The sequence below is a fragment of the Pseudomonas sp. BJP69 genome, assembly GCF_007633355.1.
Taxonomy (GTDB): domain Bacteria; phylum Pseudomonadota; class Gammaproteobacteria; order Pseudomonadales; family Pseudomonadaceae; genus Aquipseudomonas; species Aquipseudomonas juntendi.
Genome location: NZ_CP041933.1, coordinates 3082617 through 3100606, shown reverse-complemented (window position 1 = coordinate 3100606; position 17990 = coordinate 3082617). Strand labels below are relative to the sequence as shown.

At 62.7% G+C, this 17990-nt stretch carries 23 protein-coding genes; 11 read left to right on the top strand and 12 right to left on the bottom strand.

Features of this window, described 5'->3' with window-relative positions:
* Positions 1 to 6 precede the first annotated feature (6 nt).
* Together FPB55_RS14440 and FPB55_RS14435 are read left to right on the top strand one after the other, a co-directional pair.
* The gene (locus FPB55_RS14440) at positions 7 to 1533 is read left to right on the top strand and encodes a cryptochrome/photolyase family protein (protein ID WP_144189639.1); all 1527 of its coding nucleotides are present in this window, start codon (positions 7 to 9) and stop codon (positions 1531 to 1533) included.
* Positions 1530 to 1709: a DUF2256 domain-containing protein gene (locus FPB55_RS14435; RefSeq protein WP_009685540.1), complete on the top strand. Its 180-nt coding sequence runs from the start codon at positions 1530 to 1532 to the stop codon at positions 1707 to 1709. The genes FPB55_RS14440 and FPB55_RS14435 overlap by 4 nt, the downstream gene beginning before the upstream one ends.
* Here the strand turns inward: FPB55_RS14435 and FPB55_RS14430 are convergent.
* From FPB55_RS14430 to FPB55_RS14400, 7 genes are all read right to left on the bottom strand, one after another.
* Positions 1650 to 2138 carry a DUF2878 domain-containing protein gene (locus FPB55_RS14430; protein ID WP_033690927.1) on the bottom strand — a complete coding sequence of 163 codons (489 nt, stop codon included), beginning with the start codon at positions 2136 to 2138 and terminating at the stop codon, positions 1650 to 1652. The genes FPB55_RS14435 and FPB55_RS14430 overlap by 60 nt on opposite strands.
* Positions 2138 to 3400: a cyclopropane-fatty-acyl-phospholipid synthase family protein gene (locus tag FPB55_RS14425; protein ID WP_029887146.1), complete on the bottom strand. Its 1263-nt coding sequence runs from the start codon at positions 3398 to 3400 to the stop codon at positions 2138 to 2140. Before FPB55_RS14425 ends, FPB55_RS14430 begins: the two co-directional genes overlap by 1 nt.
* The gene (locus FPB55_RS14420; RefSeq protein ID WP_009685536.1) at positions 3375 to 4184 is read right to left on the bottom strand and encodes a DUF1365 domain-containing protein; all 810 of its coding nucleotides are present in this window, start codon (positions 4182 to 4184) and stop codon (positions 3375 to 3377) included. Before FPB55_RS14420 ends, FPB55_RS14425 begins: the two co-directional genes overlap by 26 nt.
* Positions 4181 to 5428, bottom strand: coding sequence for an FAD-dependent oxidoreductase (locus tag FPB55_RS14415; RefSeq protein ID WP_144188511.1), 1248 nt, complete (start codon positions 5426 to 5428; stop codon positions 4181 to 4183). The genes FPB55_RS14420 and FPB55_RS14415 overlap by 4 nt, the downstream gene beginning before the upstream one ends.
* 3 nt (positions 5429 to 5431) lie before the next feature.
* Entirely contained in the window at positions 5432 to 6184 is a 753-nt protein-coding gene (locus tag FPB55_RS14410) for an SDR family NAD(P)-dependent oxidoreductase (protein WP_009685534.1), read from the bottom strand.
* Positions 6181 to 6603, bottom strand: coding sequence for a nuclear transport factor 2 family protein (locus tag FPB55_RS14405; protein WP_009685533.1), 423 nt, complete (start codon positions 6601 to 6603; stop codon positions 6181 to 6183). The genes FPB55_RS14410 and FPB55_RS14405 overlap by 4 nt, the downstream gene beginning before the upstream one ends.
* A 100-nt stretch (positions 6604 to 6703) precedes the next feature.
* Positions 6704 to 7150 carry a PAS domain-containing protein gene (locus tag FPB55_RS14400; protein WP_115294260.1) on the bottom strand — a complete coding sequence of 149 codons (447 nt, stop codon included), beginning with the start codon at positions 7148 to 7150 and terminating at the stop codon, positions 6704 to 6706.
* Between the two features lie 153 nt (positions 7151 to 7303).
* Between FPB55_RS14400 and FPB55_RS14395 the strand changes: the two genes are divergently transcribed.
* The gene (locus FPB55_RS14395; protein WP_144188509.1) at positions 7304 to 8191 is read left to right on the top strand and encodes a MerR family transcriptional regulator; all 888 of its coding nucleotides are present in this window, start codon (positions 7304 to 7306) and stop codon (positions 8189 to 8191) included.
* 73 nt (positions 8192 to 8264) lie between these two features.
* Here FPB55_RS14395 and FPB55_RS14390 read toward each other — a convergent pair whose 3' ends face one another.
* Positions 8265 to 8804, bottom strand: coding sequence for a type 1 glutamine amidotransferase domain-containing protein (locus FPB55_RS14390; protein ID WP_047149910.1), 540 nt, complete (start codon positions 8802 to 8804; stop codon positions 8265 to 8267).
* Between the two features lie 178 nt (positions 8805 to 8982).
* Here FPB55_RS14390 and FPB55_RS14385 point away from each other — a divergent pair, with 178 nt between their 5' ends.
* From FPB55_RS14385 to xth, 3 genes are all read left to right on the top strand, one after another.
* Positions 8983 to 9255 carry a PepSY domain-containing protein gene (locus FPB55_RS14385; protein WP_047149911.1) on the top strand — a complete coding sequence of 91 codons (273 nt, stop codon included), beginning with the start codon at positions 8983 to 8985 and terminating at the stop codon, positions 9253 to 9255.
* A gap of 178 nt (positions 9256 to 9433) precedes the next feature.
* Entirely contained in the window at positions 9434 to 9676 is a 243-nt protein-coding gene (locus FPB55_RS14380; RefSeq protein WP_009685528.1) for a hypothetical protein, read from the top strand.
* Positions 9673 to 10467: an exodeoxyribonuclease III gene (gene xth / locus FPB55_RS14375; protein ID WP_009685527.1), complete on the top strand. Its 795-nt coding sequence runs from the start codon at positions 9673 to 9675 to the stop codon at positions 10465 to 10467. Before FPB55_RS14380 ends, xth begins: the two co-directional genes overlap by 4 nt.
* Before the next feature lie 78 nt (positions 10468 to 10545).
* On the opposite strand, the gene FPB55_RS14370 is transcribed toward xth, so the two are convergent.
* Together FPB55_RS14370 and FPB55_RS14365 are read right to left on the bottom strand one after the other, a co-directional pair.
* Positions 10546 to 12333, bottom strand: a complete 1788-nt coding sequence (locus tag FPB55_RS14370; protein WP_125854262.1) for a thiamine pyrophosphate-requiring protein — start codon at positions 12331 to 12333, stop codon at positions 10546 to 10548.
* Positions 12334 to 12449: 116 nt separating this feature from the next.
* Complete coding sequence (locus FPB55_RS14365) at positions 12450 to 12791, bottom strand: hypothetical protein (RefSeq protein WP_064314493.1); 342 nt, start codon at positions 12789 to 12791, stop codon at positions 12450 to 12452.
* A gap of 428 nt (positions 12792 to 13219) precedes the next feature.
* Here FPB55_RS14365 and FPB55_RS14360 point away from each other — a divergent pair, with 428 nt between their 5' ends.
* Positions 13220 to 13444 (top strand): hypothetical protein, encoded by a 225-nt coding sequence (locus FPB55_RS14360; protein ID WP_009685524.1) that lies wholly within the window; start codon positions 13220 to 13222, stop codon positions 13442 to 13444.
* A 138-nt stretch (positions 13445 to 13582) separates the two neighbouring features.
* Positions 13583 to 14692 carry a Gfo/Idh/MocA family oxidoreductase gene (locus FPB55_RS14355; protein WP_144188507.1) on the top strand — a complete coding sequence of 370 codons (1110 nt, stop codon included), beginning with the start codon at positions 13583 to 13585 and terminating at the stop codon, positions 14690 to 14692.
* A 41-nt stretch (positions 14693 to 14733) separates the two neighbouring features.
* Here FPB55_RS14355 and FPB55_RS14350 read toward each other — a convergent pair whose 3' ends face one another.
* Positions 14734 to 15198 carry a hemerythrin domain-containing protein gene (locus FPB55_RS14350; protein ID WP_009685522.1) on the bottom strand — a complete coding sequence of 155 codons (465 nt, stop codon included), beginning with the start codon at positions 15196 to 15198 and terminating at the stop codon, positions 14734 to 14736.
* A 188-nt stretch (positions 15199 to 15386) separates the two neighbouring features.
* Here FPB55_RS14350 and FPB55_RS14345 point away from each other — a divergent pair, with 188 nt between their 5' ends.
* The 3 genes from FPB55_RS14345 (at position 15387) to FPB55_RS14340 (ending at position 16545) form a co-directional block, all read left to right on the top strand.
* Entirely contained in the window at positions 15387 to 15683 is a 297-nt protein-coding gene (locus FPB55_RS14345; protein ID WP_009685521.1) for a DUF6555 family protein, read from the top strand.
* A gap of 119 nt (positions 15684 to 15802) precedes the next feature.
* Positions 15803 to 15961: a hypothetical protein gene (locus FPB55_RS26345; RefSeq protein WP_009685520.1), complete on the top strand. Its 159-nt coding sequence runs from the start codon at positions 15803 to 15805 to the stop codon at positions 15959 to 15961.
* A gap of 59 nt (positions 15962 to 16020) precedes the next feature.
* Positions 16021 to 16545, top strand: coding sequence for a hypothetical protein (locus tag FPB55_RS14340; protein ID WP_115294265.1), 525 nt, complete (start codon positions 16021 to 16023; stop codon positions 16543 to 16545).
* A gap of 27 nt (positions 16546 to 16572) precedes the next feature.
* Here the strand turns inward: FPB55_RS14340 and FPB55_RS14335 are convergent, their stop codons facing one another.
* A complete protein-coding gene (locus FPB55_RS14335) occupies positions 16573 to 17796 on the bottom strand; it encodes a zinc-dependent alcohol dehydrogenase (protein ID WP_115294266.1) in 1224 nt (407 codons plus the stop codon).
* Between the last annotated feature and the right edge of the window lie 194 nt (positions 17797 to 17990).

The following is a 17990-nucleotide window of genomic DNA, read 5'->3' as shown; positions in this document are numbered from 1 at the left end:
CGCCCCGTGCGCCTGGGCCTGGTGCTGGGTGACCAGTTATCGCTGGAGCTGCCAAGCCTCAAGGCACTGGACCCTGCCCACGACGCTATCCTGATGGCAGAGGTGGAGGGCGAGGCGCGCTATGTGCCCCATCACCCGCAAAAGATCGTGCTCGTTTTCAGCGCCATGCGCCACTTTGCCCAGGCGCTGCGCGAGCGCGGCTGGCAAGTGCACTACGTACCGATCGATGACAGCGACAACAGCGGCACCATCGTCGGTGAGCTGCGCCGCTGGCGCGAACGGCTTGGCGCGGCGCAGATCGACCTCACCGAATGTGGCGAGTGGAGGCTCGAGCACGGGTTGCGCGAGTCCGGGCTGCCCTTGACATGGCACCGCGACACCCGCTTTCTGTGCTCGCGTGAGGCGTTCGCGCGCTGGGCAGAGGGTCGCCGGCAGTTGCGCATGGAGCATTTCTATCGCGGTATGCGCAAGCGGTGCGGCCTGCTGCTGGAGCCCGACGGCAGCCCTGCCGGGGGCGCCTGGAACTTCGACAGTGAAAACCGTAAACCACTGCCTCGCAACCTGGGCGCTCCGTTCGCGGCGCGCTTCACGCCCGATGCCATTACCCTGGCGGTGATGGCGCTGGTACGCCAGCGCTTCGGCGACCATTATGGCGAGATAGACGGGTTCGAGTACCCCGTCACCCAGCAGCAGGCGGGTGAGCTGTGGCAGCATTTTCTCGACTTCGGTCTGGCGGCATTCGGTGACTACCAGGACGCCATGGCCGAAGGTGAGCCGTATCTTTTCCATTCACGCATCAGCGCGGCCCTGAACATAGGCTTGCTCGATGTGCGGCAGTTGTGCGAAGACGTGCAACAGGCTTGGCGCGAAGGCAGGGTGCCGCTCAACGCCGCCGAAGGCTTCATCCGCCAACTGATCGGTTGGCGTGAATATGTCCGCGGTGTGTATTGGCTGCGCATGCCCGACTACGCCACATTGAACCACTTCGGCAACGCCCGCGCCTTGCCCGAGTTCTACTGGACCGGCAACACCCGCATGCGCTGCATGGCGCAAGCGATAGGGCAAACGCTGCGGCTTGGGTATGCGCACCACGTGCAGCGGCTGATGGTGACCGGCAACTTTGCGCTGTTGGCAGGCATCGCGCCTGCCGCCATCTGTGAATGGTACCTGGCGGTTTACATCGACGCGTTCGACTGGGTCGAACTGCCCAACACGCTTGGCATGGTGATGCATGCCGACGGTGGCTACCTGGGCTCCAAACCGTATTGCGCCAGTGGGCGTTACATCCAGCGGATGTCCGACCACTGCAAGGCCTGCAGCTATCGGGTAGACAAGGTGGTGGAAGCCGATGCCTGCCCGTTCAATGCGCTGTACTGGCATTTTCTTATCCGCCACCGTCAACGCCTGTCAGCCAACCCGCGCCTGGCAATGGTCTACCGCAACCTCGACCGCATGGCTGCCGCGCGCCGTGATGGTGTGTGGCAACGTGGCGAGCAGTTGCTCGCCGAGCTGGATGCAGGCAGGCCGCTGTGAAGAAGCAAAACCTGCCAAGCAAGGTGTGCGTGGTGTGTGGCCGGCCATTCACCTGGCGCAAGCGCTGGGCGCGTTGCTGGGACGAGGTGCGCTATTGTTCCGAGCGCTGTCGCCGATCAGCGCCACGCGGCCAGGCGCACCAGCAAGGGCAGGGCCAAGGCCCAGATCGGCACTAGAACCAGGGTGGTTGCCAAAGGCCCCAGGGGCAGCGCGACATCGGCCAGCCTGGCGCCGCCCAGATATGCCAGGGGGCCGGCAACCGCGCCGACCACGGCACCGCGCAAAAACGGCCGACCAGCCCAGGCCAGGCTGTGGCGCAAACCGCTGGCCAGCACCAACCACATCGATGCCAGCCACAAGGGTAACGGCCAGGCATGAAAATCAAATACGCCAAAACTGCCAAGCAGGCTGTCCAGCAGGCAGCCAACCAGGGTTACGCGTAACAGCGCCCACGCTTCTGCCCGCGGCTGTGTGCATGTCCACAGGTGTAGCGCCAGGCCCACAGGTAACAGCACCAGCACCCCAGGTGTGCTGGCACCCCATATGCACAACCACCAGCCCAATTGCAGCCACAGCGCATTGGCAATCTGGCCGCGGGTAACCATCACGCTGGTACAGGCAGTGGCGCGCGACGCGCGTTCGGCGCCGCCCACAACAGCTGCGCCACGCCAATGGCACGCTCTTCGAAGCCGCCCTGGCAGTAGCACAGATAAAACTCCCACAGGCGCTGGAACGTCTCGTCATAACCCAACGCCGCGAGCGCGGCGCGCGACTGCTTCAGGTTGTCGTGCCAGTGCCGCAGCGTCAGGGCATAGTCGACACCGAAATCCTCCATGTGAACCAGGTTCAGCGCGGTCTGGCGGCTGGCCGTATCGACCAGCACGCTGAGCGAGGGCAGGGCGCCGCCGGGGAAAATATAGCGCTGGATGAAGTCCACCGAGCGCCGTGCCTGAGCATAGCGCTGGTCGCGAATGGTGATCGCCTGGATCAGCATCAGGCCATCGGGCTTGAGCAACGCTCCACACTGGCGGAAGTACGTGGGCAGGTAGCGGTGGCCTACAGCCTCGATCATCTCGATCGACACCAGTTTGTCGAATGTCCCGCGCAGGTCGCGATAGTCCTCCTGCAGCACCGTGATCTGCCGCTCCAGCCCCAGGTCTTTGACCCGTTGCAGGGTATGGCTGTACTGGGCCTGTGACAGGGTGGTGGTGGTGACCCGGCAACCATGATGGCTGGCCGCATGGATGGCAAGGCTGCCCCAGCCAGTGCCGATCTCCAGCAGGTGGTCTTCCGGGCCCAGTTCAAGCTTTTCGCAGATGCGTTGCAGCTTGCGAAGCTGGGCCTGTTCAAGGGGTTGGTCGGGGTGCTCGAACTGGGCAGCCGAGTACATCATGGTCGGGTCCAGCAGCTGTTCGAACAGTGCGTTGCCCAAGTCATAGTGGGCCAGTATGTTGCGTCGCGCACCGCGCTTGCTGTTGCGGTTGAGCCGGTGCAGCAGGCGCAGGGCGGGCCGGCCCAACCGCGCCAGGCCCCCTTCCAGGGCGTCGAGCACCTCAAGGTTGGCGACGAACAACCGCGTGACCAGGGCCAGGTCCGGGCTGCGCCAGTAACCATGGATATAACCCTCACCGGCACCGATCGAACCATTGCTCGCCAGCAGGTTCCAGGCAGCATCATCGAGAATTTCCACCTCCGCCTGCAGGGCACTGGCGGCATCACCGAAGGCCCATTGTTGCCCATGGCAGAGCACACGCAGGTGGCCATGGCGCAACTTGCCCAGCTGTGCCAGCACAGCGTTGCGCGCCAGCGCGCCCAACCAAGGGGCGATGCCTGCTGACTTGCTAACGCTCAGGGTGGGATTCGACATGATCGGAGTCCTCGCAAGGTTGGCCAAGTGCCAGGTCAGCCTGGCTGGCGGTGTGGTCGTGAATAGGCGTGCGCTTGCAGAACAGGCGCAGGGCTTGCCAGTAGATGCCCGTCAGGGTGCGCAGGCTCATCCAGGGGAAGGCCAGGATGTAGCGGTGCAAGGCGGGGCGGTCCAAGGGTTGGCGCCGTAGTGCCAGGTCGGCTTCGAAGACCTTGTGGCCGCTTTGCCAGTTTTCCATGTGGATGCGCACCCGGCTCTCGTCGAGGTGGAAGCGCAAGCGGTAGTCCATGTCCAGCGGCATGAACGGCGACACGTGAAAGGCCTTGTTCACCGCGAACGGCTGCGCCAGCCCGCCCTGTACGGGCAGCACATAGTGGAAGCGCTCTCGCCAAGGGGTGTTGCGTACTTCCAGCAGGATTGCCGCCAGGTGCCCATCGCGGTCGTGGCAGAAGTAGAAACTCACCGGGTTGAACGCCAGTCCCCAGCAACGCAGCTGGGTCAGCAGGCGTACCGGTCCTTCCGGCACCTGGCCCGTGGCCCGGCCCACCAACCGCCGCGCGGCGCCGGCCAGCGATTGCCCTTGGCCGGTAAAGGCCGGCAGGTAATCGGTTTCACGGAAGCTCAGCGGCGCCAGGCGCGAGCGCCGTAGCCAGCGCGACAGGGTCATCAGCCAGGCTTGCTCGTCCAGGTCCAGGTAGAACATGCCGACTTGGTAGCGGAAGGTGTGCGGCCGCGGGCTCAGGCGCCGGTGGCTGAGCCAGCCCAGGCACAGACCGCTGTTCATAGCTGTTCCCCAAAATGGCTGGCCACCTGCAGCGCGCTGGTGACGCCGTCCTCGTGAAAGCCGTTGCCCCAGTAGGCCCCGCAGAAATAGCTGTGTTGACCGCCTTGCAGCTGCGCATGCCGGGCCTGTGCGGCCAGCGCCGCCAGGCTGTATTGCGGGTGGGCGTAACTGAAGCGGGCGATGATCTGGGCGGGGTCGACCAGGGCGGTCTGGTTCAGGCTCACGCAGAACGTCACCGGCGCCTGCAGGCCTTGCAGGATATTCATGTTGTAGGTCAGCGCGGCCGGTGCCTGACCGTCGCCGGCCAGGCGGTAGTTCCAACTGGCCCAGGCTTTGCGCCGGCGGGGCAGCAGGCGGGTGTCGGTGTGCAGCACCACATCATTGTCGGCGTAGCCGATGGCGCCCAGTACTGCCTGCTCCTGTGTACTCGGTGCCTGCAGCAGGGCAAGGGCCTGGTCGCTGTGACAGGCGAATACCACTTTGTCGAAGCGCTCGGTGCCGGCAGCGCTGTGCAGGGTCACCCCATCCTGGTCTCGGTCGACCCGGTGAACCTTGCAGTCAAGCCGTACCTGTTCGGCAAACCGCCGGCTCAGCGGGCCGATATAGCTGCGTGAACCACCTTCTATCACCCGCCATTGCGGCCGCTTATTGACCGACAGCAGGCCGTGGTTGCGGCAAAAGCGCACGAAGAACTGCAACGGAAAAGCCAGCATGTCGGCCCGGGACATCGACCAGATCGCCGAGCCCATGGGCACCACGTAGTGATCGACAAAACGTTGCCCGTAGCCTTGCGCCTGAAGATAGCTGCCCAGCGTGGTGTGATCGTCTATGCGCCCTGCATCCAGGTCGGCGATAGCCTGCCGGTTGAAGCGCAGGATTTCGCGCAGCATCCCCCAGAAACCCGGTGACAGCAGGTTGCTGCGTTGTGCGAACAGGGTGTCGAGGCTATGACCGTTGTATTCCAGGCCGCTGAGTGGGTCGTTTACGGAGAAGCTCATCTGCGTGGGTTGTGAGCCCACATCCAGTTGCTCGAGCAAACGAATGAAGTTCGGGTAGGTCCAGTCGTTGAACACGATGAAGCCAGTATCGATGGCATAGCGCTCGCCTGCCCAGTCCACGTCCACGGTGTGGGTGTGGCCGCCGACCCAGCTCGCGGCTTCGAACACCGTGACCGCGTGGCGACGGGAGAGCAGGTAGGCACAGGTGAGGCCGGCAATGCCGCTTCCAATAATGGCGATGCGCATGGGTCAGTCCTGTTCGTGGCGGGCCAAGCGCAGGCCCAGGGCCAGGCGCAGACGCGGGGGCAGGGCCCCGAGCACACGCAGGCCCCAGGTGAAAAGGCTTGGGAAGTTGATTTCAAGCGGGCGCCGGGGCAAGCGCTTGGCAATATGTTGTGCCGCGCGCTCGGCAGACCACAGTTGCGGCATGGGGAAGTCGTTGCGGCGGGTCAACGGCGTATCGACAAAGCCCGGGCTGACCAACGTCACGTCGATACCCTCGCGTGCCAAGTCGATCCGCTGCGACTCCACCAGGTAACGCACGGCTGCCTTGGACGCCCCGTAGGCTCCGGCACGGGGCAAGGCCAGCCAGGTTACCGAACTGCCGACCACCACCAGGTGCGGGCGCACGCCTGCCCGCAGCAAGGGCAGGGCGGCGGCCAGGCAGTTGCTCACGCCCAGCAGGTTGGTGCGTACCACGCGTTCGACAAGCGCCGGGTCGAAGTGGCCGGGCTCCAGGTATTCACAAGTGCCTGCATTGAAGACCGCCATGTCCAGCCCACCCCAGGCTTGCTCGATGCGGGCGGCCATCTGTGCCACTTGTGCAGCGTCGGCAATGTCGCCCTCGGCCAACAGCACCTGCCCCGGATACCGCTCGGCCAACGGCAGCAGTGCCTGGCTGCGACGGCCACCCAACGCGACCTGGTGCCCTTGTTCCAGCAGCGCTTGCGCAAGGGCTGCGCCAAGGCCGCTGCTAGCGCCTGTCAACCAGCAGCGGCTCATGCCAGCCTGCCTTTGAGCCAGCGAATGGCCCCGCCCATCAGTGGAACGTGCTCATACAACAGGGCGCCGGCGTCGAAGAAATCCTGGTGAAAATGGACGCGGTCACGCCACTGCAGAAAACTGCAGCCTTGCACCGTTATCGGTTCGCCCCGTGCCAGCCGTGGGTGACGAAACTCGAGGGTCCAGCGCAGGTAACCCTGGCCAGGTAGCACCTCGTCCGCCGCGGCGAAGGCATAGCGGATATCGCGGGCATTGGCGTACAACTGGGCGAAATAGGCCTGCAGGGCGTCGAGCCCGTGAATTTGATGCAGGGGGTCGCGGAAGACAACGTCTTCGCTGTACAGGGTGTTCAGTGAATCGAGGCTGTCCACGTCAAGGTGGGCAAAGCGTTCGGCGAACTGCTGCAGGTAAGCGGACATGCTCGGCTCCGGACAATCCTGTACAACACCCGATTGTTGTACAGGTATACTCGAAGCCTACGACAAAAATTGTACAAGTCAAAGTTTTTGTATAGCTATTTCAGCTTTCGCGTTGCGCCAACTGCTGCCGCAGTTCAGCGACCTCGGCTTCCAGCGCCTTGATCCGCGCCTCGGCCTCTACCTGCCGGGAAACATCGTGCTGAATGCCGATGTAGTAGGTTAGTTGATCCGCCTGGTTGAACACTGGGCTGATGGACAATTCGTTCCAGAACGGGCTGCCATCCTTGCGGTAGTTGCGCAGGACTTCCCGGCACGGCTTGCCGTCACGAATCGCCTCGCGGATGCGCTGTACGGCTTCCTGGTCATGGTCGGCGCCCTGCAAGAAGCGGCAGTCCTGGTATAGGATGTCCTTGGCCTGGTAGCCCGTCAGTTGCTCGAAAGCTGTGTTGGCATAGATGAGGATGCTGTCTTCGCCTTCCTGCTCGGCTACGACGATGCCGTCGTTGGATTGCTCGACCATCAGTTGCAGGAGTTTTGCAGTGATCATGTAGCGCTACCTACGCAAATGTCATGTTCAGTAAGCGCAGCGTAGCCTCTGTGCAGGGCTTCGCGCGCAGTTTGCTGCATGATGACCCAGTTCGGCACTGCGCAGAAGGTGTGTATCGGTTTAGAATGGGGCACTTCCCGGACGACCCGTGCAATGACTGATACTACTCAAGCCGACCTGCTGCCCATGCGCGATGTGGTCACCCTGACGGGCATCAACCCGGTGACCCTGCGCGCCTGGGAGCGGCGCCATGGCTTGCTCCGCCCGCAGCGCACCGACGGTGGTCACCGGCTGTACACGGCCGAGGACGTGCAGCGTATCCGCGACATTCTGCACTGGACCAACCATGGGCTGCCGATCAGCAAGGTCGGTGAGCGCCTCGCCGCCCAGCCGAAAGCCGCCGTGCAGTCGGATTCGGCCTTTGCCCAATGGCGCGCAGCGCTGCTGCGTGCTACCCAGGCGTTCGATGCCCAAGCGCTGGATGCGCTGCATGGCCAGCTGTTCACGTTGTTGCCCAAGGCGACGGTGCTGCGCGAAGTGCTGATGCCGGTCTGGCAGCAACTGGCCGCCGGGCGAGCCTTCGGCCAACGCAGCCAATGGGTGTTCTTCGATAATTTCTTGCGTGCGCGCCTACTGATGCGCCTGCAGATGAACCAGGCCAATGCGCCGCGCGTGATAATGGCGGGCACTGAAGGGCATGCTGAAACGCAGTTGCTGTGCACCGGTCTGTTGCTGAGCAGCGAGCAACAGCGCATTGACGTGCTTGGCTGTGATCAGCCACTGGAAGAGCTGGCGCTGGTCTGCGCCGCCGTGCAGCCTGCAGCGTTGGTGATTGCCGTACAGGGCTCGGTGAGCGCAACACTGGCCCGCCAGCTGCGCGCCTTGCAGATGGATGTCGCGTGCCCGCTGGCGTTGGTCGGTGCGGACCTCGCCGGGTCACAATCGATCTTGCAAGGCATACCCTTGCGGCTGCTGGATGAACAGGGCGATGACCTTGCCGGGGTGCTGAGTGCCTTGCTGGCAGGCCGGTTGGAGCTTTGAGCACCCGCTGCATGACCGGGTGCGCAAAACTCACAGCATCAACGCGACCTCAGCCTGCCTTGGCTGACGCGGTTCATTCGCTCAGTGCTTTGATCAACTGATCGTTGAAGGCCGGGATATCGTCCGGCTTGCGGCTGCTGATCAGGTGGCCGTCTACCACCACCTTCTCATCCACCCACTCGCCCCCGGCGTTGCGAATATCGTCCTGCAAGGTCTGGTAGCTGGTCATCCGCTTGCCCTTTACCAGGCCCGCCGATATCAGCAGCCAGGCCCCGTGGCAGATCACTGCCAGTGGCTTGTTTGCCGCAGCGTGGCTTTTCACCAGCGCTTGCGCGCCCTCGATCAGGCGGATGGTATCGGAGTTCTGCACCCCGCCCGGCAACACAATGGCGTCGTACAGGTCCACCTGCGCGCTGTCGAAGGTGGCATCCACGGTAAACTCGTCAGCCGGTTTGTCATGGTTCCAGCCGCGTACCGTGCCGTCCTTTTCGCTCAGGATATCGACCACCGCGCCTTTTTGTTCCAGGGCTTCACGTGGGCCGGTCAACTCGACCTGTTCAAAACCGTCAGTCACCAGGAATGCCACGCGTTTGCCATTCAGTTTGTCGTACATCGTGATTCTCCGTTTTCGATAGGCCTGAGAAGGAGGCCATCGTCCCGCCGCGAAGTTCCAACGCTATTCACCGGCGGTGCTGGCTGATGACATCGCATCCATGCCCCCGAAACAAAACTGAACGCTGAGGTGCGGCCGCCAGTCGTACCGCTAACTTTCATGAAAAAGGATGTTGGCGATGAAGACGATGACTCGACTGTTCACTGGCCTGGCGCTGGCGACCGCGCTAGGCAGTACGGCGGCGTGGGCGGACCAGCCTGGTGCTGACTGGAAGGTGAGCAAAGACCAGGCGGAAGCGACGCTGAAGGGCGCTGGCTACACGCAAATCACCAAGATCGAGGCCGATGACGGCCATTGGGAAGGTGAGGGCATCAAAGCCGATGGCAAGCAGTACGAGTTCAAGGTCGATCCGCGCGACGGCAAGGTCGTCAAGGACGAACTGGATAACTGATCCAGAGCGGGTGTTGCTCACTGAGCGGCCCGTGCCTGGAGCACGGGTTTTTTTTGGGGCCGGTTCCTGCGCCGTTCTGTTGCGCAGTGACCGGCCGCGCTCGACCGCCGATGCACCCGGACTGAACATCGCGCGCTCGAGGTGCTCTCACCCTTAATGAGTGAGCGAGGGCAGCGCCATGAGTATCGAACGCAGCATTCCCGAGCTGGCAGCGTGGTACGCGCAGTACGACGACGTCAGTTACCGCAGCGAATCGCCAGACGCCTACCACCATGAACTGCTGCGCACCGCCGAGGCACTGCGCGACGATGGCACACTCGACTGGGACGACTGGCTGGCGCTCAAGGCACTGGCCGACGAAGCCCATGTGCGAGCGCTGGAAGACGCAGTTCAGGCCCACGTGAATGACCCTGACGCATGAAAAACCTCCGCATCGCCACGTTCAACATCAATGGCATCAGCAGTCGCTTGCCTGCGTTGCTGGAGTGGTTGAAGCGCGAACGGCCCGACATCGCCTGCCTGCAGGAGTTGAAGGCCGCCGATAACAAGTTTCCGCGCCAGGAAATTGAAGCGGCAGGTTACGGCTGTGTTTATCAGGGCCAGCCCGCCTGGAACGGCGTGGCCATTCTGGCGCGTGACAGCGAGCCGCTGGAGGTACGCCGTGGCCTGCCAGGCATGGAGGACGACACCCAGAGCCGTTACCTGGAAGCAGCGGCGCATGGGGTGCTGGTCGGGTGCTTGTATCTGCCCAACGGTAATCCGCAGCCTGGGCCGAAATTCGATTACAAGTTGCGCTGGTTCGAATGCCTGATCCAGCATGCGCGAACGCTCTATGCCAATGGGCACCCAGCGCTCCTGGCGGGTGATTTCAACGTGGTGCCCACGGACCTGGACATTTACGACACACGTTCCTGGCTCAAGGATGCCTTGTTGCAGCCAGAGTCCCGTGCCTGTTTCGAGCATCTGCTGACGCAAGGTTGGACGGATGCCGTTCGCCACCTGTACCCGGACGAGCGCGTGTACACCTTCTGGGATTACTTCCGCAACCACTGGGCGCGTAACGCCGGGCTGCGCATCGACCACCTGCTGCTCAACCGCGAGCTCTCCCCTTACCTGAAAGGGGCGGGGGTAGATGCCTGGGTGCGCAATGAGGCCAAGGCCAGCGATCACGCCCCTGTGTGGGTCGAATTGGGCGGCCGCCGCCGCAACTGAGGCAACGGGCAAAGCGCTCTGCCTCGGTGGCTACCGGAACAGCCGAGGCCCATTCCGGTAGCGCAGTCACGTGGTGCGTTACTTCTTGCCCGGCAGCACCGAGCTGAGCACCTGTTTGGCCGCCTGCACGATGACCCCGGCCTGGTCAGGGTCGCCCTTGAGCAGGCTGCTGGCGAAGTTCTTGGCCTGCTCCAACTTGATGTGTGGGGGCAGGGGAGGCACATTCGGGTCGGTCTTGAACTCGATCAGCACAGGCCGGTCAGCCGCCAGCGCCCGCTCCCACGCGTCGGCGATATCCGCCTCCCGCTCCACGTAGATACCCTGCAGGCCGATGGAGATGGCGAACAGGTGATAAGGCACATCCGGAATTGACTGTGAAGCCTCGAACTTCGGGTCGCCTTCCATGACCCGTTGTTCCCAGGTGACCTGGTTGAGGTCTTCGTTGTTGAACACCGCGCAGATCCACTGGGGGTTGTCCCATTGCTGCCAGTACTTGGCAACGGTAATCAGCTCGGCCAGGTTGCTCATCTGCATCGCGCCGTCACCTACCAGCGCGACCACGCCACGCTGCGGGTGGGCGAACTTGGCGGCGATGGCATAAGGTACCGCCGCGCCCATGCTCGCCAGGCCCCCTGACAACGAACACTGCATGCCTTGGCGCACCATGAGGTCGCGGGCATACCAGTTGGCGCAGGAACCCGAGTCGCTGGTGACAATGGCATGGTCGGGCAGGCGCGGGGAGAGTTCGTGCACGACCCGCTGCGGGTTGATGGGGTCTGCCTTGGCCATGGCCCGCTTGGCCAAGGTCTTGTCCCACTTGCCGCGCCAGCCTTCGACCTTGGCCCGCCAGCGCCGATCGGTCTTGTGCTCCAGTAGCGGCAGCAGGGCCTGCAGTGTTTCGCTGGCATCCCCCACCAAGTTGACTTCCATCGGGTAGCGCAAGCTGAGCATGTCCGGCTGCAGGTCGATCTGCACGCCACGGGCCTGGCCTTCCTTGGGCATGAATTCGGCGTAGGGGAAGCCGGAACCGATCATCAGCAAAGTGTCGCATTCGTTCATCAGGTGCGCACTGGGCTCGGTGCCTAGCAGGCCTATCGCCCCGGTCACCCACGGCAGGTCGTCGGGCAATACCGCCTTGCCCAACAGCGCCTTGGCCACGCCAGCACCCAGTGCTTCAGCCACCGCCATCACCTGTTCGCTGGCCTGCAGCGCGCCTGCCCCCACCAGTATCGCCACCTTGCGCCCCGCGTTCAGAACCTCGGCGGCGCGTTGCAGGTCGGCTGCGAAGGGCACTACCTTGGGTTTGCTGTAGCCAACGCCGGAGTGCACGGTGCCGTGGGCACGCGGTGGGTCCTCATAGGGCAGGTCCTGCAAGTCGTTGGGGAGAATGACAGCGGTAACCCGGCGCTCGCCGACGGCAGTGCGTACCGCGCGGTCAAGCAGGTGCCGCACTTGCGCTGGCGTTGACGCCTGCTGCACGAAGGCCCCGGCAACGTCCTTGAACATCGACACCAGGTCGAGCTCCTGCTGATAGTGCCCGCCGAGCGCGGCGCGCGCCTGCTGGCCGACAATCGCCAGAACCGGCTGGTGATCCATGCGCGCGTCATACAAGCCCGTCAGCAGGTGCGAAGCGCCTGGGCCGGAAGTTGCGATGCACACGCCAAGTTCACCGGTGAACTTGGCGTGTGCACTGGCCATGAATGCGGCCATTTCCTCATGCCGTGCCTGCACGAACTGGATCTTGCCCTCAGCCCGCCGCAAGGCACCGAACACCCCGTTGATACCGTCGCCAGGGTAGCCAAAAATACGCCGCACACCCCATTGGTGCAGACGCTCCACCAGAAAGTCACCTACTGTGCTGCTCATCATGTTCCCCCTAGGCGTGATCGATAGGGGTCTGGACTGAGCAGCTGGCGGTAAAGTTTCAAGTGAGTGCGCGCGGGCCACCCGAGTGGGCACATACCGCGCTACGGCTGGCTGGCTCAACCACCGGCGCCATTCCCGCCGCTGCCACCTGTGCCAGATCCGCCACCCTGACCCATTCCGGTGCCGTTCCCTGTCCCGCCACTACCCGAGCCCTGGGTGGTGCCATCTCCACCTGTTTTATCCGTGTCATTGCTGTCGGTACCGCCGGCGCCGGTACCCATGCCATCGCTTGGTGTGCCGGACCCGGTAGCGCCGCCGTTGCCGTTCATGTGGCCGCTGTCATCCGTGTGGGTAGCAGGGGCACGCTGGTTATTCATGTCGGTGGCGGCCAGGGCCAGCGGCGCACTGGCTCCAAGGCATAGCGCCAAAAACAGCGTGTGGGGCTTGTGAGTCTTCATGGTGAGTCTCCATCGAGGTTGATCACCTTTATTTGGTCCTGGTCAGCGCACCTCCCGTGCGTTGCTGCCGACGGATGGCGCAACGCTGGATTCAACCGTCGGACTGTTCCTCAGGCGGAACCTGGTCTTCCGGCCAATCGGGCGCCTGCCTCGGTGGCTCGGGTTCGGGTACCGGCTCGCCGGGGTTGTGGGGTATCTCGTCAACATAGGGGTCGGGATGAGAAGGGTCGATCATGGTGGTTCTCCTGTGGGTGAGTGGGTACGGCGTTAGGCGGTGTGGCCGCGTTGACCGTTCCATTCAATCTGCCCATGGGTACACGAACTGACCATTCGGCAACGCCGGCGCTTGGCCTTGAGGGAAGGCAAATCAAACTTTTGCCAGCCTGCATGCTCTTCTGAATACACCTGACGTAGCTGAGGAGAAACTCATGAAACACACCGATGGCAAGACCGGCGACAAGGTTCCACGCCCCGTTTCCTCGGAAGAGGCACAACGTGGCGAGCAGGTGCCTGGGCCTGTGCTCGAGAAACCCGACCCCAAGACCGAAGCGGTTGACAAGGTGATTACGCCCACGTCCATCAAAGAGCAGGAAGCAGAAACCGAGGCCATCAAGCGGCAGTTGGCGCAGGTCGATGGAAAGCTGCGCGAATGATCAAACGCACGTCACGGTTCTGATCAGGACCACGTATCCAGCCCTGGGGCAGGCCGATATCTGGATTTTCTCCACCCATCGGCTCGCCCGAATTGATGGCTCAAGCGCTCAACCATCCCGATGAAAAGGAACAGCTCAATGCCTACCGCAGCAGGCAAGATCCGCTATGGCGTAGTGGCCGGTGGTTCGATTTCCCAAGGCGCGTTCATGCCCGGCATCGGCCAGACCGACAACTCGGTAATCACCGCACTGGTCACCGGCGATGCGCAGAAGGCTGCTCACCTGGCCGCCCAATATAGGCTCAAAGCCTATGCCTACGAGGAGTATGCGACGCTGTTAAGCGCCGGTGAGGTGGACGCGGTGTATGTTGCTACACCTAATTTCCGCCATCGCGAGTTTGTGATCCCCGCACTGGAGGCCGGTATCCACGTGCTGCTGGAAAAGCCGATGGGCACCAGCGAGGCGGATTGCAAAGCGATGATCGAGGCGGCGAACCGCTTGGGGGCAAAGCTGATGATCGCCTACCGCTTGCACTGCGAGCCTGGCACGCTGGACATGATCGAGCGTGTGCATGCAGGCCATTTCGGCGACCCGCGGTTGTTTACCTCGACCTTCACCCAACGGGTTAAACCTGGCAACCACCGGGCACAGAACGGTTTTGCTGCCGGGCCGGTGCCCGACATGGGCCCTTATCCGCTGAACATGGTCCGCCAGTTGTTCAATGCCGAACCGATCGAGGTCAGCGCGGCGGGGGTCCACTCCCCGGGCAGCACCCTGCAAACCTGGGACACGGTCACTGTGAGCCTGCGCTTTCCCGAAGAGCGGCTGGCGCAGTTCACCGTCAGCTACACGTTGCCAGACACCGAACGCTTCCAGCTGTTGGGTACAGAAGGCGAGATCGAAGCTTCGCCTTGCTTCGGCTACGGGGAAGGGGTCGCTATCAGTTACCGTGCCACGATCGGTGGCGAAACGCGTGTGCACGTCAACCCGATTGTCGACCAGTTTGCCGGGGAGACCGCTTATTTCTCCGACTGCATTCTGCGCAACGAGATGCCGGAACCTGACGGTGAGGAAGGCTGGCGCGACGTGCGGGTAGTGGCGGCAATCGAGCGCGCCTTGCTGACTGGCCAGCCACAACGCCTGGAGCCGTTGCCTGCGCGTGCGTTTGCCCGTCGGCGTGAGCAGCGCCGGGCCTTTGCGCTGGCAGAGGCGGCACTGATGATCAACACTGAATCGCCTACTGAATAAAGCCGGTGGCTGCGCGCCCGGGGAGGGCGCGCAGGCCAAGGTCAGGCCGCTCGCTGCTCTTCCTTGAGCAATTTCTTCTGCGCCTCCATGGCCAGCCCCATTTCCTCCAGCTCCTGCTTGCCCAACAGCTTCCGGGCAGTGGGGAACAGCTCGCTTTCTTCCTCCTCAATATGGTGTTCGAGCAGCTCCTTCATCACTTTGACCCTGCCGGCGAACTCTACAGTGCCGGTTTCGGTGTGCAGCAAGTCCGGGATGACCAGCGAGTCGACAGTGCGGTGTTCCTCTTTGGCCTCGTAATACATCTTGGCCTCTTCCTTGCCACCGGCCTGCTTGATCGCCGGGTACAGGATCTCTTCTTCCAGGGCCGTGTGGATGTCGACTTCCTGCTTGATCCGTGCAAGCAGCTCGGCACGCTTCTTTACCGCGCGCTCGGTAGTCGAGGACAGTTCTTCGAGCAGTTTCTTCACCAACTGGTGGTCCTGGATCAACAGTTCGATTGCGTTCATGTGGTACCCCTCATAGGCGGGAAAAAGGTCACGGTCGCGAAGTGTTGAGCCAGCGGCAAGCGGCAAGGTTCAATGCGGTTGATCAGCGAACCGGCATACTGAGCAGGGGAATGACCAAGTGGTCAAAAATTTCTGAATTTTCTAGCGTCGGTTCACTCCATTAACCTGAATCGATGGAGGAGAGTCCAATGGCAGGGCAGCAGTTGTATGTGATCGAGTATGAGCTTCACGGTGAATTCCGCACCTTCATTATCCGCCTGGGGCGTATGGACAACGCCGAGGCCTGGCACTGGGCGAGCTGTGATGCAGGCGTAGGAATCATTCCCCGCTTTGGCCAGCACACGATCAAGAAGGTCAGCCGCCCCATGGCTGAGCGCTATGGCATCGGGAATGTGCGCTGGCGCGCCTCGGGGGATGGCCCGGAGTTCGTTGCCCAGCCCATTGATGTGAAGAAGTTCTCGAATGGCGGGCCGGGCAAAAGCTGATACCGCCTGCACGCCGCCTGCCGTTGATCCTGCTTTGGCAAGACTCGCTTAACTTCGTCGGGGGCTACAGATTCATGTTACCGGCCCTCATTACCACCACACAGCAGAGGATAAGCACCATGACAGCGTCAGAGAAGGACAAAGCCACCGAGCAGGCCGAAACCACCGGCGAACAGGAGCGCGACAACGATGCCCAGCGCCCGGATGGCTCCGGGGGCACTTCGCATGACTCCACCGCCCAGAAGGAAGCGCGCGAGAAGGGTGAGCACGGCGCCTGAGGCTGGGCGTGCTTGCAACCGCCAGGGTTCATTAGATCTCACCCATCAGGAGCCGACCTGTGCCGCGCATCATAACCCCCACCACGCCGGAGCATGAGGTCAGCGCGCACAACGCCCATATGTTCGGCTCACCCAAGGAGCGGCTGGATTTCTATCGCGGTGAAATCCAGTATGAGACCAGTATTCTTGCCAACCGCACCGACGCCTACCTGGCCGCACAGTCATTTCTGGTCATCGCGTTCGTGTCATCGATGGGTAACCTCAACCAGAGCTGGGGCGAAATGTTCACCCTGATGGTGCCGCCGTTTCTGGCCCTGCTTGGCATACTCAGCTCGCTCAATGCCTGGCCCGGTATCCGCGCGGCCTATCGCATCATCGAGCACTGGCAACTCAAACAGAGCCATTTGCTGCGCAGCGAGCCGTTGATGGGCCTGGCCTATGACGAGTCGCCTCTGTTCAGTGAGACGGAAACATCACAGGCCGGGCACCGTAAGTCGCTGTTGTTCTCGCTGCGTACACCGTGGATATTCCTGGTGTTCTGGCTGATCCTGGGTGCCTATGCGGTGTTCATCCAGCTGGCCTGAGCAACGCCGCCGGTAGCAGACCTCGCCTCAACGATGGCGTGGTAACCCTGTGCCAACGCTCGCGGCCAGGTTACTTGGCGCAGCACCTGGAACCAGTATGACCTTGCGGCAGTCGTGGCTCTTCTGATCGAACATCTTGTAGGCGAAGGCCGCCTCCTCCAGGGCCATGCGATGGGTCACGATGAGTTCGGGTTGCAGGCGCCCGTTCTCGATACAGGTGAGCAGTTCGGGCAGGAACTTCTGCACATGGGTCTGGCCCATCTTGAAGGTCAGGCCTTTGTCGAAGGCATCGCCGAACATGAACCCGTGTACGTACCCGGCGTATACCCCCGGCACACTGACGATGCCCCCGCGGCGTACAGCGGCAATGCTCTGGCGCAGCGCCTTGCCGTTACTGCCCTCGATCTTCAGTGCGGTCAACACCGCTTCGGCGGTACTGCCTTTGGCTTCGAAACCCACCGCGTCAATCACGGCATCTACCCCACGCATACCCGGGGTGAGGCGGATGATGCTGTCGGCCGGGTCGTCGTCGTCCTCGATATTGATCGGCACTACGCCATAGGTGTCGTGGGCGAAGGCCAGGCGGTGCTGGTTGGCATCGACCATGAAGATGGTCTGGGCGCCCAGCATCCGCGCACAGGCGGCACTCAGCAGCCCGACCGGCCCGGCACCGTAGATCGCCAGCGTCGAACCCTGGCCCACCTGGGCGTTGGTAACCGCCTGCCAGGCGGTGGGCAGGATATCGGAGAGGAACAACACCTTGTCGTCGGACAGTGCCGTCGGCACCTTGAACGGGCCGACATTGGCCTTCGGCACGCGCACATACTCGGCCTGGCCGCCGGGCACGCCACCGTAGAGGTGGCTGTAACCGAACAGGGCGGCGCCGGGTGGGATGCTTTTCTTGTTGACGATGGCGCCGCGGCCTCGGTTGGTGGTTTCGCAGGCGGCGAACTGGTCGAGCTGGCAGAAGAAGCAGCTACCACAGGCGATCACGAACGGGATCACCACGCGGTCACCGACCTGCAAGTGGGTAACCCCGCGCCCGGTTTCTTCGACGATGCCCATGAATTCGTGGCCGAAAATGTCGCCAGCTTCGGTCTCCGGAATCCTGCCGTGGTACAGGTGCAAGTCAGAACCGCAAATGGCTGTGGCGGTGACTCGCAAGATGACGTCGTCGTCTTGCTCGAGGATGGGATCCGGAACATTGTCGACGCGAACGTCCTGTGGCCCGTGGTAAGTCAGTGCTCTCATGGATACGACTCCTGCGGTGGCTGCTTTCAAGATGGTCCATGCCGGGGAACTCGGCAAGTCGGCAATGTTCAGAAACGGCAATTTATTGGCAAATTCGGTGGGCCACATGCGCCGGCAGCGCAGGCCCGGCAGCGCTGCTGTCTGCATTGAGCAATCTGCCCGCTGTCGTTGTCCAGATTGGACCTGCATCGGTA

Excerpts from the sequence above, each read along its gene's own strand:
- FPB55_RS14430 (WP_033690927.1), bottom strand. The coding sequence starts at position 2,138 with ATGGTTACCCGCGGCCAGATTGCCAATGCGCTGTGGCTGCAATTGGGC.
- FPB55_RS14425 (WP_029887146.1), bottom strand. The coding sequence starts at position 3,400 with ATGTCGAATCCCACCCTGAGCGTTAGCAAGTCAGCAGGCATCGCCCCT.
- FPB55_RS14420 (WP_009685536.1), bottom strand. The coding sequence starts at position 4,184 with ATGAACAGCGGTCTGTGCCTGGGCTGGCTCAGCCACCGGCGCCTGAGC.
- FPB55_RS14415 (WP_144188511.1), bottom strand. The coding sequence starts at position 5,428 with ATGCGCATCGCCATTATTGGAAGCGGCATTGCCGGCCTCACCTGTGCC.
- FPB55_RS14410 (WP_009685534.1), bottom strand. The coding sequence starts at position 6,184 with ATGAGCCGCTGCTGGTTGACAGGCGCTAGCAGCGGCCTTGGCGCAGCC.
- FPB55_RS14405 (WP_009685533.1), bottom strand. The coding sequence starts at position 6,603 with ATGTCCGCTTACCTGCAGCAGTTCGCCGAACGCTTTGCCCACCTTGAC.
- FPB55_RS14400 (WP_115294260.1), bottom strand. The coding sequence starts at position 7,150 with ATGATCACTGCAAAACTCCTGCAACTGATGGTCGAGCAATCCAACGAC.
- FPB55_RS14395 (WP_144188509.1), top strand. The coding sequence starts at position 7,304 with ATGACTGATACTACTCAAGCCGACCTGCTGCCCATGCGCGATGTGGTC.
- FPB55_RS14390 (WP_047149910.1), bottom strand. The coding sequence starts at position 8,804 with ATGTACGACAAACTGAATGGCAAACGCGTGGCATTCCTGGTGACTGAC.
- FPB55_RS14385 (WP_047149911.1), top strand. The coding sequence starts at position 8,983 with ATGAAGACGATGACTCGACTGTTCACTGGCCTGGCGCTGGCGACCGCG.
- FPB55_RS14380 (WP_009685528.1), top strand. The coding sequence starts at position 9,434 with ATGAGTATCGAACGCAGCATTCCCGAGCTGGCAGCGTGGTACGCGCAG.
- xth (WP_009685527.1), top strand. The coding sequence starts at position 9,673 with ATGAAAAACCTCCGCATCGCCACGTTCAACATCAATGGCATCAGCAGT.
- FPB55_RS14370 (WP_125854262.1), bottom strand. The coding sequence starts at position 12,333 with ATGAGCAGCACAGTAGGTGACTTTCTGGTGGAGCGTCTGCACCAATGG.
- FPB55_RS14365 (WP_064314493.1), bottom strand. The coding sequence starts at position 12,791 with ATGAAGACTCACAAGCCCCACACGCTGTTTTTGGCGCTATGCCTTGGA.
- FPB55_RS14360 (WP_009685524.1), top strand. The coding sequence starts at position 13,220 with ATGAAACACACCGATGGCAAGACCGGCGACAAGGTTCCACGCCCCGTT.
- FPB55_RS14355 (WP_144188507.1), top strand. The coding sequence starts at position 13,583 with ATGCCTACCGCAGCAGGCAAGATCCGCTATGGCGTAGTGGCCGGTGGT.
- FPB55_RS14350 (WP_009685522.1), bottom strand. The coding sequence starts at position 15,198 with ATGAACGCAATCGAACTGTTGATCCAGGACCACCAGTTGGTGAAGAAA.
- FPB55_RS14345 (WP_009685521.1), top strand. The coding sequence starts at position 15,387 with ATGGCAGGGCAGCAGTTGTATGTGATCGAGTATGAGCTTCACGGTGAA.
- FPB55_RS26345 (WP_009685520.1), top strand. The coding sequence starts at position 15,803 with ATGACAGCGTCAGAGAAGGACAAAGCCACCGAGCAGGCCGAAACCACC.
- FPB55_RS14335 (WP_115294266.1), bottom strand. The coding sequence starts at position 17,796 with ATGAGAGCACTGACTTACCACGGGCCACAGGACGTTCGCGTCGACAAT.